The 15,689-nt window shown below is 61.4% G+C and carries 15 protein-coding genes; 8 read left to right on the top strand and 7 right to left on the bottom strand.

Features of this window, described 5'->3' with window-relative positions; genetic code table 11:
* Positions 1–108 precede the first annotated feature (108 nt).
* The 7 genes from cobJ to OK411_RS04090 all read right to left on the bottom strand — a co-directional run bounded on the left by cobJ (position 109) and on the right by OK411_RS04090 (position 6,949).
* Positions 109–1,809, bottom strand: a complete 1,701-nt coding sequence (gene cobJ / locus OK411_RS04120) for a precorrin-3B C(17)-methyltransferase (RefSeq protein ID WP_264364465.1) — start codon at positions 1,807–1,809, stop codon at positions 109–111.
* Positions 1,809–2,543: a precorrin-2 C(20)-methyltransferase gene (locus OK411_RS04115; RefSeq protein ID WP_413694500.1), complete on the bottom strand. Its 735-nt coding sequence runs from the start codon at positions 2,541–2,543 to the stop codon at positions 1,809–1,811. Before OK411_RS04115 ends, cobJ begins: the two co-directional genes overlap by 1 nt.
* Complete coding sequence (locus OK411_RS04110; RefSeq protein WP_024011415.1) at positions 2,540–3,166, bottom strand: precorrin-8X methylmutase; 627 nt, start codon at positions 3,164–3,166, stop codon at positions 2,540–2,542. Before OK411_RS04110 ends, OK411_RS04115 begins: the two co-directional genes overlap by 4 nt.
* Positions 3,159–4,457 carry a precorrin-3B synthase gene (cobG, locus tag OK411_RS04105; RefSeq protein WP_319636902.1) on the bottom strand — a complete coding sequence of 433 codons (1,299 nt, stop codon included), beginning with the start codon at positions 4,455–4,457 and terminating at the stop codon, positions 3,159–3,161. Before cobG ends, OK411_RS04110 begins: the two co-directional genes overlap by 8 nt.
* A gap of 156 nt (positions 4,458–4,613) precedes the next feature.
* The gene (locus tag OK411_RS04100) at positions 4,614–5,264 is read right to left on the bottom strand and encodes a hypothetical protein (RefSeq protein ID WP_264364464.1); all 651 of its coding nucleotides are present in this window, start codon (positions 5,262–5,264) and stop codon (positions 4,614–4,616) included.
* Positions 5,265–5,316: 52 nt separating this feature from the next.
* The gene (locus OK411_RS04095; protein WP_264364463.1) at positions 5,317–6,135 is read right to left on the bottom strand and encodes a hypothetical protein; all 819 of its coding nucleotides are present in this window, start codon (positions 6,133–6,135) and stop codon (positions 5,317–5,319) included.
* A 142-nt stretch (positions 6,136–6,277) separates the two neighbouring features.
* Positions 6,278–6,949, bottom strand: a complete 672-nt coding sequence (locus OK411_RS04090; RefSeq protein ID WP_130926974.1) for a hypothetical protein — start codon at positions 6,947–6,949, stop codon at positions 6,278–6,280.
* 225 nt (positions 6,950–7,174) lie between these two features.
* On the opposite strand from OK411_RS04090, the gene cbiE reads away from it, so the two are divergent.
* The 8 genes from cbiE to OK411_RS04050 all read left to right on the top strand — a co-directional run bounded on the left by cbiE (position 7,175) and on the right by OK411_RS04050 (position 15,688).
* Positions 7,175–8,386, top strand: a complete 1,212-nt coding sequence (gene cbiE / locus OK411_RS04085) for a precorrin-6y C5,15-methyltransferase (decarboxylating) subunit CbiE (RefSeq protein ID WP_264364462.1) — start codon at positions 7,175–7,177, stop codon at positions 8,384–8,386.
* On the top strand, positions 8,379–9,476 hold the full coding sequence (locus OK411_RS04080) for a cobalt-precorrin-5B (C(1))-methyltransferase (RefSeq protein WP_122881161.1): 1,098 nt from the start codon (positions 8,379–8,381) through the stop codon (positions 9,474–9,476). The genes cbiE and OK411_RS04080 overlap by 8 nt, the downstream gene beginning before the upstream one ends.
* A complete protein-coding gene (locus OK411_RS04075) occupies positions 9,473–10,189 on the top strand; it encodes a cobalt-precorrin-6A reductase (protein WP_264364461.1) in 717 nt (238 codons plus the stop codon). The genes OK411_RS04080 and OK411_RS04075 overlap by 4 nt, the downstream gene beginning before the upstream one ends.
* 376 nt (positions 10,190–10,565) lie before the next feature.
* Entirely contained in the window at positions 10,566–10,964 is a 399-nt protein-coding gene (locus OK411_RS04070) for a DUF2946 domain-containing protein (protein ID WP_264364460.1), read from the top strand.
* A gap of 48 nt (positions 10,965–11,012) precedes the next feature.
* Positions 11,013–11,492 (top strand): copper chaperone PCu(A)C, encoded by a 480-nt coding sequence (locus OK411_RS04065; RefSeq protein WP_136492310.1) that lies wholly within the window; start codon positions 11,013–11,015, stop codon positions 11,490–11,492.
* 21 nt (positions 11,493–11,513) lie between these two features.
* Positions 11,514–11,960, top strand: a complete 447-nt coding sequence (locus OK411_RS04060; RefSeq protein WP_071174270.1) for a DUF2946 domain-containing protein — start codon at positions 11,514–11,516, stop codon at positions 11,958–11,960.
* An 84-nt stretch (positions 11,961–12,044) separates the two neighbouring features.
* On the top strand, positions 12,045–14,165 hold the full coding sequence (locus OK411_RS04055; RefSeq protein WP_264364459.1) for a TonB-dependent copper receptor: 2,121 nt from the start codon (positions 12,045–12,047) through the stop codon (positions 14,163–14,165).
* Between the two features lie 149 nt (positions 14,166–14,314).
* Positions 14,315–15,688: a PepSY-associated TM helix domain-containing protein gene (locus OK411_RS04050; RefSeq protein WP_264364458.1), complete on the top strand. Its 1,374-nt coding sequence runs from the start codon at positions 14,315–14,317 to the stop codon at positions 15,686–15,688.
* Position 15,689: the final 1 nt, after the last annotated feature.

Below are 15,689 nucleotides of genomic sequence, written 5' to 3'. Positions count from 1 at the left end.
TGGGACATGGCCATTGTTTATTGCTGGTGGAAAACAATTGAAACTTCAATCGGACTTACAACCGCTCAAACTTTCCCGTCGCTGAGAATTGCATGAGCGGAGGGTTTTTCAGGACAGCGGTTTTTCACCATACCAACGCGGCGTGTACACCCATTCACCGCCCCCGGCACGGGCGAAGGTGCAGGTGGTCGAAGAGCCGATCAACACCATGGTGCGCATGTCCACCTGTTCCGGTGTCAATGCGCCCAGGGTCGTGGTGCGCAGCGTCTGCCCCGGCCGGCCGATGTCCCGACCGAGCACCACCGGTGTTTCAGGCAAGCGGTGCTGCGCAACAATCTCCAGCGCCCGGCCCAACTGCCACGGGCGCGCCCGGGAAATCGGGTTGTAGAACGCCAGGGCCAGATCCGCTTCGGCGGCCAGATCCAGACGTTTCTCGATGATCGACCACGGCTTGAGGTTGTCCGACAGCGACATCACACAGAAGTCGTGGCCCAGCGGCGCACCGGCCTGAGCCGCAGTGGCCAGCGAGGCGGAAACGCCCGGGAGGATTTCCAGATCAACGCTGTGCCAGGCCGGATCGTTAGATTCGTGCAGGGCTTCGAGCACCGCAGCGGCCATGGCGAACACGCCCGGGTCGCCCGAGGAAACCACGATCACCGAGCGGCCTTCGGCGGCGAGCCTGAAGGCATGGCGGGCACGCTGCATTTCTTCGCGATTGTCGGTGCAGTGCTGCACCTGATCATCGCGGAACGGGCCGGCCATCCGTACGTAGGTTTCGTAACCCAGCACATCGGTGGCGCGGGCCAGTTCGGCTTTCACCGCTGGCACCATCAGTTCGGCGGCGCCGGGGCCAAGGCCAATGACCGCGAGGCGACCACGCGGGCGGCCGATCTGCGCGACGTCCAGCGGTTGCTCGGCAATCGCGATCGCCAGATGTTCTGCGCTGATCACCTTCGCCGCAGGCACTGCAACCCGGGCCAACGTCTGAAGATCGTTTTGCGCCGCGACGAAGCGCAGCGGCACGCCCAACTCGAGCGCAGCTTCGCGCAAAGTCGATGCGGCCATTTCAGCGTCTGCTGCCACCAGACACGCCAGTGCCGGCACGGCGACGCTGGCCTGTTGCAACGCAGTGCGAATGGCGTTCGGCAGATCCGCCACCTCAGCGCTCACTGCCACCGCCACACTGCGCGGGTAGATCAGCAATTCATCGGCGCTGGCCACCCGCTGCGCACTGCTCACATGAATCGACCGCTGCGCCTGCGGATCCTGCGGCAACTGCGCCTGATCCAGCCATGGCGCCGCGCCTTCGATGCGCACGCTGTGCCCGGCGAGCAGGTCGGAAACGAAGCGTTTGCCCGACTCCAGATCCGCCAGTGCATAGCCGCTCGGCGGATTGAGCAGGCAGGTGCCAAAGCGCAATTCGCCGCTGGTGGTGATCGCCGGCGCCACTTGCAACGCCGCCGCGATCTCCCGGGCCATGACATTGACCCCACCGAGTCCACCCAGCAACGGCACCACCGCGCTGCCGTCTTCGGCCACCGCCAGCACAGCGGGTTCGGCGCCTTTCTCCAGCAACAGCGGCGCCAGTGTGCGAATGACAATGCCGGCCGCGCAAAGGGCAATGATCGGCGTGTCCTGTTGATACAACGCGCGCAGGGTCGCGCCGAATTCCTCATAGCGGCTGTCGGCGCCTTCAACCCGTCCGGCAAGGCCATGGACTTTCGCCGCCGGATAGACCTGCTGAATGCGCCGCGCCGTGGCGAGGCTGCCCTGGCCGAGAATGACGATGGCGGGAGTCGCTTGGCTCATCAACCTTGCCACCGTTCGCCCGGGACGATGATCAGCGAGAAGTACGGCGAGGACATCGGCTCGACCTGATCCATCGGTACGATCTTCTGGTTGGCCATGGTCGCGCGCTCGACATACAACGCACGCTCTGCCAGGCCGAGTTCTTCCAGCACCTGACGCACCTTGGGAAAGTTGCGCCCCAGTTTCATGATCACCGCCGCATCGGCATCGGCCAGACGCCGCTTCAGCTCCTCGTGGGGCAGCACGCCGGAAAGCACCGACAGGCTCTGATTGCGATACACCAGCGGCGCGCCGAGCACCGAAGCGCCGCCGAGCATCGAGCACACGCCGGGCACGACTTCGGCCTCATAACGGCTGGCGAGGCGGTCGTGCAGGTACATGTAGGAGCCATAGAAAAACGGATCGCCTTCGCAAATCACCGCCACATCGCGGCCGGCATCCAGGTGTCCGGCGACCGCCACAGCGGCTTCGTCGTAGAAATCGCTGATGACCTGCTCATACGACAGCGGCGCCGGCAACGCCTCGGTGGTCACCGGATAGACCAGCGGCAGCAGATTCTGCGCCTCGACCAGATGCGCCTCGATGATGCCGAACGCATTGCCCTTCTTGCCCTTGGCCACGAAATACGCGACCACCGGCGATTCGCGCAGCAGGCGCAAGGCTTTGACGGTGATCAGTTCCGGATCACCGGGGCCGACACCGAGGCCGATCAGACGTCCTTTGGCCTGCATCATTCGATCTCCGTGGCGAGGGCATTGACGGCGGCGGCGGCCATGGCACTGCCGCCCAGCCGGCCTTGCATGATCACGAACGGCACGCCGCGACTGTCGGCGGCCAGCGCCGCTTTCGATTCGGCAGCACCGACGAAGCCGACCGGGAAGCCAAGGATCAGTGCCGGTTTTGGCGCGCCGGCGTCGAGCATTTCCAACAAGTAGAACAGCGCGGTCGGTGCGTTGCCGATCACCACCACACTGCCTTCAAGGTGCGGGCGCCACAGTTCCAGCGCGGCGGCCGAGCGGGTGTTGCCCAGCTCACGGGCAAGCTCAGGCACGCTGTCGTCGCGCAAAGTGCAGATCACTTGGTTATTGGCCGGCAGACGCGCGCGGGTCACGCCTTCGGAGACCATCCGCGCGTCGCAGAGAATCGGCGCACCGGCCGCCAGAGCATCGCGCCCGGCCTTGCCCGCGCCCTCGGAGAATTGCAGACCGTCGACGGCCTCGACCATGCCGCAGGCGTGGATCACCCGCACCGCCAGTTTCTCCAGATCGGCGGGAATGCGCGCCAGATTGGCCTCGCGGCGAATGATCGCGAAGGAGTTGCGATAGATCTCCTGACCGTCGCGGATGTAATCAAGCATCAAGGGGGCTCCGGGAGCGGGCGTCGAGCAGGGTCGCGGCCGCTTCAATAGTAAGATTGCAGGCGTGCAGCGTGCCGAATCCGGGCTGCGCTGCATCGCGAAAATAGAGGTCGTAATGACCGGGGGCGACGGCCAGCAGCGTGGCTGACGCGCAATGGGCGGCGGCGCAGGAGCGCGAGCAACCCGACAGGTGCACGCCGAGCCCTGCGGGCAGCAGAGGTGCCAGTTGCCGGGCATCCTGTTTGGTGTCGGCAAGGCCTTTGCCGCAGCCATCGGCGCCGGTGCAGGCGATCAGGCGAGCCAGTGGTTCGGCCTCGGTCGTCAACAGACCCAACGCCCGCAACTGCTCAAGCACGTTGTCGGTATCCGTGGCTTTCACGTTCGGCAGCAGCAGGCTCTGCCACGGCGTGAAGCGCAGACTGCCATCGCCAGACTGTCGGGCCAGTTGCGCCGCGCCACGCAGCATCGCCGGATCGAGACGGCCCAGTGGCGGCACCGCGACGACGTAGCAGCGGCCTTGCGTGTTCTGCTGATGAGCGCCGATGTGCAGCGCGTCTGCCGACGCCGGGCGCTGCCAATTGCTGATTGCCTTGAGCGATACGCGCTCGCGCAACGATTTCAGAAACGCGAGCCTGGGCAACTCATCGAGCAGATGGCGCATCCGTGTTTGCTCTGGCCGGGCCAGGTCGAGGAACAGTTCCAGCGCGGCGACCACCAGCGCGTGAGCGTTGTCCTGAGTCACAGCGCCAAGAGGGCGATCGGTCGGGCAACCGGCCAGACCGAATGCCCAGAGGACTTCGCCGTCACGCTCGAATGCCGACAGCCACAGATCGTGCGGATGTTCGAGCATCGCCAGCGCTTCGCCGCCATCGAGCTGCACGGCGAACTTGGCGCTCAACTCATGGAAGGGCGGATGGCTTTGCAAGGTGTCGAGGATTTGCCCTGCGAGCGAGCGCGTGTCGATCAGCATCTGCCGATCGATGCCGGCGGCCGGGCTGAGCATCAGATTGCGCACATCGTCGCCGGCAGCGTTCTTTGGCCCGAGGCCAGCGGCCAGCAAGCGCTCGATCAGCGCCGCCGATTGCGCACCGATGCCGCGAATCTGCAGGTTGCCGCGATTGGTCGCTTCGATCGCACCGCTCGAAAACGCTTCGGCGGCAGCGGCCACCGCATCGGCCTGATCCGCGCTGATCGAACCGCCATCAAGCTTGATCCGGCAGATACCGCCGTCCAGTGCCTGGACGATACGCAGCAACCCCGGGCAGGCCGAGGGGCGTAAGGCGGTGGACATCGGGCGTTCGTTCAAGGGGCTGACCGGTTGTGTGGCAGAAGCGCTTCGCGGGCGAAGGCGCAGTATTATGCCTGCTTTGCCCACCGGTATGAAAAGTCTGCCCTCTGTCTCGACCGGTGGGGCAGGCAGGCTTCAGTTGTTGCCTCTGCCGCGCTCTCAGGTCAGGGCGATAATCTGCTTTTCGCGCCGCTCACCCAATAACGCAATAATCCTGGCTCTCGAGAAACAGTAATCATCGGCATCTATAAGAGCCTTGTAGCAATCAACAGCAAGGTTGCCCACTATCTGCTCAGCATTGAAGCGTCGCTCAAGCACATTGCCCGGAACAGGCTCTTTGACGGCAAACGAAATGACGACCATCGTAATCGTCGATTCCGCAGATACGCTGCCAAGCATGAAGCGAATCGACTTGTCCTCTTGCAGAATATTTCGCTGAAGCAACTCAAGGGCCGCACCGTTGCTCTCCAGTTGCGAGGTCAGATTGGCAATTACCTGTTGGTTCAAAACTGCCGGCGACCATCCTTGCAAGAGTTCTTGAGTCAACTCCAGCAAAGTAAAAGTATCGGGCGTTGTGACAGGCGCGCTGATAACCGGATCGTCGAAAAACAAAGCACCGGTGACTTTCAAAGCCGTTTTATTGGCGTCATTCCATGCATCGCATTCAACAGCATCGGGAACTTTATGCGAGGCGACCGTTTGTGAATAAAGCAGCGCATCGAGACTATCGTCAATGTCAGATGCCGACAGCTCTTTATTTACCAGCACTAATGCCCCTGCGCATACGAAAACCTTCGAAATCGCGAACATTTGCATCTCCCACAAAAAAACCAGAGGCTTGCGCCTCTGGCATTAATCACTTTCAGACCGATTGGCCAAATTCGTAGCTGAGCGCTTTCTCACGTTGCTCAGTCAGAGCCTTGACAATCAATGGTTCTACCATTGTATAGTCTTCCTCATCCATATACATCGTGGCGCCGGCGTTATAAATCTCCACAGCAGATGTTGCCCATTCTACAAACAGTACTTTGGTAGGTTGAGCCGAAGCCAGATATTGCACAGCAGCGATTGCCAGGGTGATACCACCCTCATCATCCTGCGAAGCCGCACTCATGCAAAAGTTGCCACCTTCGGCTTTCTTCGAGTTGTTCTCGAACAGCGTCAGGGCCTGTGGTTCATTTTTCAGTGCATCCATGGTCGCATCTGCCACAGAGGACAATACTTTAAGGGCTGCCTGGCCCTGCCCTACCGCAGCACCAACAGCGGTATGCAGAACAGACAGGACAACATTGTCCATGGTCAGCTTTTGCGAAGTAGCGGTATATCGATTATAAGGCTGGCTGAAAGCAAACCAGCCAGCCAGTTTCATCAATCGCATAAACTCGTTATAGCGCTGTTCTTTCTGGTTGGACGCCGGATATTTGAGCAAGGCAACCAGATCGGCATACATGTAGGTGTTTTTAACGATTCGTTTGCTGCGCTTGGACATGCTTGCATCAAAGCCTGCAATACCCGAGCCCATGATTGCAGCATTCAGTTCATCTTTATCAATCGGCAAGCTACTGCCAACACTTCCCGAACGAGAACGCAGCACTGGCTGCGCAGCGATAAAGTCATTGGTTTGTGCAATCAAACTAAACCGCTCAACAGCGGACATTACATCTTTATTCAGCTCAGTCATAAATGGATTCCTTTCATGGTTAAAACACCGACTTGGTGTGGAGAACAAACTAGCCACAGCACCGGAGTTAATCAAATCGAAAATCCATGCATTTAATTTCAGACCGTCATACAAACCATCAAACAAAGCTGTACAACTAACATCAAGCGCCCCGAGCCAACTCAATTTCACGCGTGCGCATATCAAGCACTGCAGCAGCCAACTGAAGCCGATTTTCATTTATCGCGGCAGACCTGATCAAAAAGCGCCTGGAGCGGATATCAAGCTCCGAACCCGTATGCTGAATAGTCCAGAACAAATAGGTAGAGGGCCACTTCGCGTCAAGCAAGCGAACATTACTGATGACAATTTCCAATTCCCTATTGAAATTGTACTGAGCAGGGGAAAAACGAAAATCGCTCCATTCCCGAGCGCCACCTCTAAATACATCTATTGCATCTGAATGTGTCTCAAGCATATGGAACGCTTCCTTCATTAGCCCGACTTTCTCCCGACTTAGTTGTTGCGACAAGGATCGCGCCCAGACGTCCAGCGCATTGCCGGTAAAGTTCTTGTCAACATGGATTACCGGAGCCTGCTCCAGGCTCCAGCCGACAGACCAAAGCACCCCAGAATAATATTCGAACCAAGCAGCTGGCTCACTGTTTCTGTTATGACGCAAATCGGCTCTGTATTCTGCCCAGCGCATACTGTCTTTGACGAATCGTTTGTCTTCCGGCGTCAACCCGGAAAAGAAGGACAACAGATTATTACCCATCACCGTCGCACTGCCTTGGTTGGGCAGTGCCGAGATACTGTTCAAAACATCGCTCATTTCAATTATCCATTCGATTATTCAACTTACTAAAAAAGTACCTTCCAGATATTCACAAGTACTTTCAGCGGAACGCCGATTCAATACTTGCGAAGAACTCGAAAAACCACAAAAAACAATGTAAACATTCAATGTCGGCGTTCCTGAAAAAAGGACAGCAGCCAGTTATCGATTGTCGCGTTATCATGTCGCCCGCTTCGCTGGACGCAGGATCTGGAGTATGAAATGGGCGATTGGCTGACCGTTGTGGGTATTGGTGAAGACGGCTTCAAGGGCCTGGGCAAGAATGCCCGGCGTGCTCTGATGGGCGCTTCGCGGATCGTCGGCGGCCAGCGTCAGCTGGATCTGCTGCCGCCGTGCATCGGCGGCGAGCGGCAATTGTGGCCGAGTCCGTTTTCCCTCGCGCCGGTGCTCGAGTCGCGTGGCGAGCCGGTCTGCGTGCTGGCCAGCGGTGATCCGATGTTCTACGGCGTCGGTGCCAGTCTGGCGCGGCAGGTGCCGAGCAACGAGATGTCGATCATTCCCGCGCCTTCGTCCTGCGCATTGGCGGCGGCGCGCCTGGGCTGGCCGTTGCAGGAGGTGACGGTTGTGTCGCTGGTGGCGCGTCCGCTGGCGGCGCTCAATGCGCATCTGTTCAGCGGCGTGCGTCTGTTGTTGCTGAGCAATGACGGCAGCAGCCCGGCCGCCGTTGCGCAATTGCTGTGCGAACGTGGTTTCGGCCCAAGTCACATGACAGTTCTGGAGCATCTGGGCGGTGACGCCGAGCGGCGTATCGACCGCCGCGCCAGTGAATGGGACGACCTGGCGGTCGCCGACCTCAATGTCGTCGCTGTCGAGTGCCTGGCCGACTCCGGTGTTGCCGGCCTGTCGCGCCTCGCCGGTTTGCCCGATTCGGCGTTCCGTCACGATGGCCAGTTGACCAAGCGCGACGTGCGCGCCATCACCCTCGCCCGCCTGGCGCCGAAACCCGGCGAACTGCTCTGGGATGTCGGCGCCGGCAGCGGCTCGATCGGCATCGAGTGGATGCGTGCGCACCCGAGCTGTCGTGCCATGGCGGTCGAGGCCGACGAGGGCCGTCAGCAATTGATCGAACACAACCGCGATGCGCTGGGCGTACCCGGCCTGCAACTGATTCGTGGCAAGGCGCCGCAAGCACTGGATAACCTCGAACGGCCGGACGCTGTTTTTATCGGCGGCGGCGTCACCCGTGAGGGTGTATTCGAAATCTGCTGGGACCGGCTCAAGCCCGGCGGCCGTCTGGTGGCGAACGCCGTGACCCTGCAAAGCGAAGTCACCCTGATGCATTGGCGCGAACAATACGGCGGTGAGCTGACGCGCATCCATGTCGCCCAGGCGCAGCCGCTCGGCGAGTTCGACACCTGGCGTCAGGCATTGCCGATCACCCTGCTGGAACTGGTCAAACCCCTCGATGCGTGACGAAACCGCCGAACAACCCGCGCCCCTGCGCAGCGGTCTCACCACCGGCAGCTGCGCCACCGCCACCAGCCTCGCCGCTGCGCGCCTGTTGCTCACCGGCATCGCTGCCGACGCGGTGCACATCACTTTGCCCAAGGGCAAACAGGTGCAGATGCGCCTGGAGTTCTGCCGACTGAGCGAAGACGGCGCCGAAGCCGGTACGATCAAGGATGCCGGCGATGACCCTGATGTCACCCACGGCGCCCTGCTTTACTCACAGGTGCGCCTGTCAGCCGAACCGGGAATTCGCTTCAACGCCGGTGTCGGCGTCGGCACGGTGACCCGACCAGGTCTGGTATTGGCCGTCGGCGAGCCGGCGATCAATCCGGTGCCACGCAAAATGATCAGCGATCATCTGACCTTGCTCGCCGCCGAAACCGGCTACGGCGGCGGCTTCGAAGTCACGGTCAATGTCGAGGGCGGCGCAGAACTGGCGCTGAAAACCATGAATCCACGGCTGGGCATTCTTGGCGGCCTGTCGATTCTCGGCACCAGCGGCATCGTCCGACCGTTTTCCTGCGCCGCTTACATCGCCTCGATCCATCAGGGCATCGACGTGGCGAAAACCAACGGCTATCTGCACATCGCTGCGTGCACCGGCAACGCCAGCGAAGACACCATGCGCCGGGTCTATGACCTGCCGGAAATCGCCCTGATCGAGATGGGTGATTTCGTCGGTGCGGTGCTCAAGCATCTGCGCAAAGTACCTGTGGATAAACTCAGCCTGTGCGGCGGCTTCGGCAAGATCAGCAAACTCGCCGCCGGGCATATGGATCTGCATTCGCGGCATTCGAGCATCGATTTGCCGCAGCTGGCCGAATGGGCGGCGGCGATTGGCGCGGACCCGGCGTTGCAGCAAGGCATTCGCGAAGCCAATACCAGCCAACAAGCCTTGGCCATGGCCAGCACGGCGGGCATTGCTTTGGGGGATGAGGTTTGTCGCCATGCGCTGAATTTCGCTCGCAGCGTAGTGCCGGCGCAGGTCCAGGTCGAGGTGTTTGCCATTGATCGTCAGGGCGGGATTGTCGGCCACGCCGGGGGTTTTGCATGAAACGGATCCTGCTGCTCGGCGGTGTGACTGAAGCGCTGGCGATTGCCCGCACGCTCGGCCCACAACATATCTACAGCCTCGCCGGCGTTGGCCGGGTGCCGAGCGATTTGCGCTGCCAGGTTCGGGTCGGCGGCTATGGCGGCGCGGAGGGTCTGGCGCAGTTCATCGCCGATGAAGGTGTCGATCTGCTGCTCGACGCCACGCACCCGTACGCCGCACAAATCAGCGCCAACGCCGCCCGCGCGGCACAGCTTGCCGGCATTCCCTGCTGGGCCTTGCGCCGCCCCGCCTGGCAGCCGCAAGCAGGCGATGACTGGCGCGAGGTCAGTGACTGGGCCGAACTGATCACAGCGCTGCAACCGTTCCACCGCCCGCTGTTCACCCTCGGCCGTGAACCGCTGCAACACCTCGACGAAATCCCCGCCCACCAGTTCTGGACCCTGCGCGCCCTCGACATCTATCCCGGCAACCCACGCTGCGAAGTGATCGGCGCCCGTGGGCCGTTTCTGCTGGAAGACGAGCGAGCGCTGTTCGAGCGCAGGCAGATCGATGTGCTGATCAGCAAGAACAGCGGCAGCAGCGCGACTGAGCCGAAGCTGGAGGTGGCGCGTAAGCGGGGAGTGCCGGTGCTGGTGTTGAAGCGCCCGGGGTTGCCGGGGGTTGATCGGGAGTTTGGATCAGTCGCTGAAGTCCTCGCTGCCCTTTCCCACTGAATCGGCACGGCCCTTTGTGGGAGCGAGCCTGCTCGCGAAGACGTTCGGGACTACCTGAAACCCCCCAGCGGATCTGGGCCAATACATCAAGGGCTGTGAACTGGAAGACTCGGGAGATGGGCAACTTAACCGAGCAGCAGGTCGAGACGTTATGCAGACCATACGAGCACGAATAGAGACCGATGCGGATTTCGCCCAGGCATTGCGAGTCGAAGCCGCTACACTCATTCACGGCGGCGAAATCGAAACGGGGCGCAGACTGTTACAACTTTTGCAGCAAGCACTGCGACACCAAACCGCACGACGCTTTTTTACTTATCGGCCCTGATCAGGCTAAATGGGCCGCGCCTGATCGCCCACCCAACGGACCTGTCCCATGAACCGACGCCGGTTAGCATTTGCCTGGATCGCCTGCCTTGCAGTGCTGTTCAACATGCTCGCCATGCCGCTGAGCGGGGCGATGGCGCAGGCGGCCAGTTCATCGGGCGAACAGATACTCTGGAGCAGTTTCTGCACCGGCAGCGGCATGAAGATGGTGGCGATCGACATCGGTGCCACGGATCAGAAGGCCCCGCAGAACGACAGCCATTCGAACATGCAGCACTGCTGGTGTTGCTCAGGTGGGGCGCCATTGCTCGCGCTGCCGGGGCATTCGCCGCAGCTGTATTTCGCGCAATTTGAAAGCAACCGCAGCGTTGCGCCCGCCTCCCTGCAAGCCCCGACGCCGCGCCAGCAATGGCCGAGTCTCAATCCCCGTGCTTCCCCTCTGGTCTGATTTGTTCGCGCCATAATTCCGCGTTTCAAATCGTTCTGGAGAACTGCCATGTTGAAGAAACTCTTCGTCCTCGCTGCGCTGTTGTTGCCGGCGTGCTTCGCCCATGCCCATGAATACAAGGCGGGTGCGCTGGAAATCGCCCATCCGTGGTCGCAGGAACTGCCGCCGAATGCGCCGACCGTCGCCGCCTACTTCATCATTCACAACACCGGCAAAAGCGCCGATCGCCTGCTCAGCGTCAACTCGCCCATCGCTGCACAAGCGCAGTTGCACGAGCACGTGATGCAGGGCGATCTGATGAAGATGCAGCAAGTGCCAAGCGTGGAAATCCCCGCCGGCGGCACCGTGACCTTCGCGCCGATGGCTTACCACGTGATGCTGCTCAACCCGAGCGATCGCAGCCTGCTCAGCGACGGCAAGCGTTTCCCGATGACCCTGCATTTCGAAAAGGCCGGTGACGTCAGCGTTGAAGTCGCCGTGCAGAAGAACGCGCCGGAATCCGCTCAGGGCCACGTCCATGCTCAGTAACCGACCCGGCTGACTTCGCCCATGCGTCCGTTGCGCGCCAGGCCCGTCCCGCATCACCGTCAGACTCAAGCGCTGACGCGTGGCAGCTGGATCGCCCTGTTCGCCATGCTGATGATTTTCATCGGTCCACTGATTTCTCAGTCGATGCCGATGGATCAGCACGCCTCGACGTCGATGCCAATGAGCATGGACATGTCGATGGACATGCCCGGCATGGATCACAGCGGCCATGCAGCCCAGCCTGCGGCCGAGCATTGCCCGCCGCAATCTTCGCATCACGTGCTGTGGGAAAAATGCGGCTATTGCAGCTTGCTGTTCAATTGCCCGGCGCTCACCGGCGGCGGCGATTTCGTCGCTTTCAACATCCCGCCCCCCAACACCTTCACCCCACCCTCCCCGCGTCTGGGCCATGCCCGCCAACCCTTCTTCCCCGGCGCCCGCACCCGCGCCCCGCCCATCGCCACGTAAACACGCATCTCTGATTGCACACGGTTGAGAAGACAGCTCCAGGCTGCCGGCCGTGGTGTTTACGACTGTTCGATGGAAATTGTCATGTCCAGGTTTACTGCTGTCCCCTGCGCGGAATCTGCCCGCGCGCACTTTGCCCTGAATGAATCGCGGATTCGTTGCAGGCACGCGATTGCCGTCCTTTGCGGCGTACTGCTGACACCGCTGGCGCTGGCTGATGATCACACCGGCCACGAAAGTGAACTGAGTCCGACGGTGATCACTGCCATCGCCCCGAGCTCACCACTGACGATCGTCACCAACCCCAAGGATCCGCGCCAACCGGTGCCGGCCAGTGACGGCGGCGATTACCTGAAGACCATTCCCGGCTTCGCTCTGGTGCGCAATGGCGGCACCAACGGCGATCCAGTGCTGCGCGGCATGTTCGGTTCGCGCCTGAATATCCTCACCAACGGCAGCATGATGCTCGGCGCTTGCCCTGGCCGGATGGACGCGCCGACCTCGTACATCTCGCCGGAAACCTACGACAAGCTCACGGTGATCAAAGGCCCGCAGACGGTCCTGTGGGGGCCGGGCGCATCGGCCGGTACGGTGCTGTTCGACCGTGAGCCGGAGAACTTCGGCGAACTCGGCACTCGCGTCAACGCCAGCATCCTGGCCGGCTCGCATGGGCGTTTCGACAAGGTTGTCGACGCGGCTGCCGGCGGTCCGTTGGGCTACGTGCGAGTCATCGGCAACACCGCGCATTCCGACGATTACCGCGATGGCAACAACGACATCGTCGCCTCGCGTTACGACAAGTGGAACGGCGATGTCGCACTAGGCTGGACGCCGGATGCCGACACCTTGATCGAACTCACCGCCGGCAAGGGCGACGGCGAGGCGCGGTATGCCGGGCGCGGCATGGACGGTTCGCAATTCCTGCGCGAAAGCCTCGGCCTGCGTTTCGAGAAATCCAACATCAGCGAGGTGCTGGAAAAACTCGAGGCGCAGGTCTACTACAACTACGCCGACCATGTGATGGATAACTACACCCTGCGCACCCCGTCCGGCACCGGGATGATGGCAGGGCCCATGGCGTCCAACGTCGACCGACGCACCCTCGGCGCGCGGCTCAAGGCAACCTGGCGCTGGGCTGATGTTCAGCTGATCACCGGCCTCGACGCACAGACCAACGAGCACCGCCAGCGCAGCTCAATGGGCATCGATACCTACAAGGACCTGCCGTACAGCAAGGACGCCGATTTCCATAACTACGGCGTGTTCAGCGAAATGACCTGGTACGCCGCCGAGCGTGATCGCTTGATCACTGGCGCCCGTGTCGACCGTGCTTCGGCGAAGGATTACCGGCAGACCACCGGCTCGGGGATGATGTCCCGCCCCAACCCGACCGCCGACGACACCCGCGCCGACACCCTGCCCAGCGGCTTCATCCGTTACGAGCATGATTTCGTCGACAGCCCGACCACGCTCTATGCAGGCCTCGGCCACGCGCAACGCTTCCCGGATTACTGGGAGTTGTTTTCGCCCAAGTCCGGCCCGGCAGGATCGGTCAATGCGTTCGACTCGATCAAACCGGAAAAGACCACGCAGTTCGACTTTGGCGTGAACTACAGGAGCGCCGACCTCGAAGCCTGGGCCTCGGGTTACATCGGTGTGGTACGCGATTACATCCTGTTCGACTACACGCCGGGAATGATGGGCATGAGCACCTCGCGCGCCGAGAACATCGACGCGCGGATTATGGGTGGCGAACTGGGAGCTGCCTACAACCTCACCGACAACTGGAAAGCCGATGCGACCCTGGCCTATGCCTGGGGCAAGAACAGCAGCGACGGTTCGGCATTACCGCAGATGCCGCCGCTGGATGCGCGCTTCGGCCTGACCTACAGCGAGGCCAAGTGGAGCGCCGGCGCACTCTGGCGAGTGGTCGCCGCGCAGCACCGCATCGACGCGAACAAGGGCAACGTGGTCGGCAAGGATTACGCCCAGAGCTCGGGCTTCGGCGTGTTCTCGCTCAACGGCGCGTACCGCATCAACCAGCACTGGAAGGTCAGCAGCGGCGTCGACAACCTGTTCGGCAAAGCCTTCGCCGAGCACCTGAACCTGGCTGGCAACGCCGGGTTCGGTTACCCGGCCAATGACCCACAGGCAATTAATGAACCGGGGCGCACGCTCTGGACCAAAGTGGATATGAGTTTCTGACACCAACACCTACCCATGTGGGAGCGAGCCTGCTCGCGAAGACGACGCCACGGTCGGCATTGATATCGACTGAACAACCGCTTCGCGAGCAGGCTCGCTCCCACTGGTAACAGACAACGAAAAGAACCAAGCCAAGCGGAGCACACGTGATGCAAAAGCCTCAACCCAATTTCTACTACCTGGCCTGGCGCTGGCATTTCTATGCCGGGCTGTTCGTCGCGCCGTTCATGGTGATGCTGGCCCTGACCGGGATCATTTATCTGTTCAAACCGCAGCTCGATTCGCTGATGTACAGCAGCCTGCTCGACGTACCGGTCGGGCACCACACGGTGCCGGCCGATGACTTGCTGCAACGGGTGAAAGCTGCCTATCCGCAAGGCCAAGTCACTCAGTACCTGCCGCCGGTGAATGCCGAACGCAGCGCGCAATTCGTGGTGAAAAATGCAGGTCACGAACTCAACGTGTTCGTCGATCCGTACCACGGTGACATCCTCGGCGAGCAGGATGCCAAGCAGAATCTGCAAGCCATCGCCCGTGCGATCCACGGCGAATTGATGATCGGCACGGTCGGCGATCGGCTGATCGAAATGGCCGCTGGCTGGGGCGTGGTGCTGGTGGTCTCGGGGCTGTTCCTGTGGTGGCCGCGTGGTCAGGCGGCGGGCATTCTATGGCCGCGTTTGAACAGCCGCGGTCGAGTGTTGTGGCGCGATCTGCATGCGGTCACCGGGTTCTGGGGCGCGACATTGCTGCTGGTGATGTTGCTCAGCGGCATGACCTGGACCGGTTTCTGGGGCAAGCAATACGCGCAGGTGTGGAACGTGTTTCCAGCCGCCATGTGGGACAACGTGCCGACCTCCGACATCGAGGCACGCAGCCTCAACAGCGCGACCCGCCAGACCGTGCCATGGGCCATGGAGAACACACCGATGCCGATGTCCGGCGACCACGCCGAACACATGAATCACGGCAATGCCCATGCCGGTCCCGCAGCACCCGAAGTCAGCCTGCAGGATGTGCAGCACATCGCCAGTGAGCGCAAGGTCGAGCCCGGCTACAGCATCACCCTGCCGACCACCGCCACCGGCGTGTTCACCATTGCCGTATTCGCCGATGACCCGCGCAACGACGCCACCCTGCATATCGATCAGTACACCGGCAAGGTTCTCGCCGATGTGCGTTTCGAGCACTACGGCACCGTTGCTCGCGCTACCGAAATCGGCGTGATGCTGCACGAAGGCAAGATGTTCGGCACCTTCAACCAGATCGTCGTGCTGCTGATCTGCCTGATGATTCTGCTCAGCGCCGTCAGCGGCGTGGTGATCTGGTGGAAGCGTCGGCCTGAAGGTAAGTTCGGTGTGCCGCCGCTGCGCCATGACCTGCCGACATGGAAAACCGGCGTGGCGATCATGCTGGTGCTGGCGGTGGTGTTTCCGTTGGTGGGGGCTTCGCTGCTGTTCGTGTGGTTGCTTGACCGGTTCGTCTTGCCACGAGTCGCCCGGCGCACCGTCGATCTACCGCGCTGAC

It is taken from the genome of Pseudomonas sp. RG1 (assembly GCF_025910115.1).
Taxonomy (GTDB): Bacteria; Pseudomonadota; Gammaproteobacteria; order Pseudomonadales; family Pseudomonadaceae; genus Aquipseudomonas; species Aquipseudomonas atacamensis.
The sequence above is the reverse complement of the archived record's forward strand: the minus strand, read 5'-3'. Positions and strand labels throughout refer to the sequence as shown.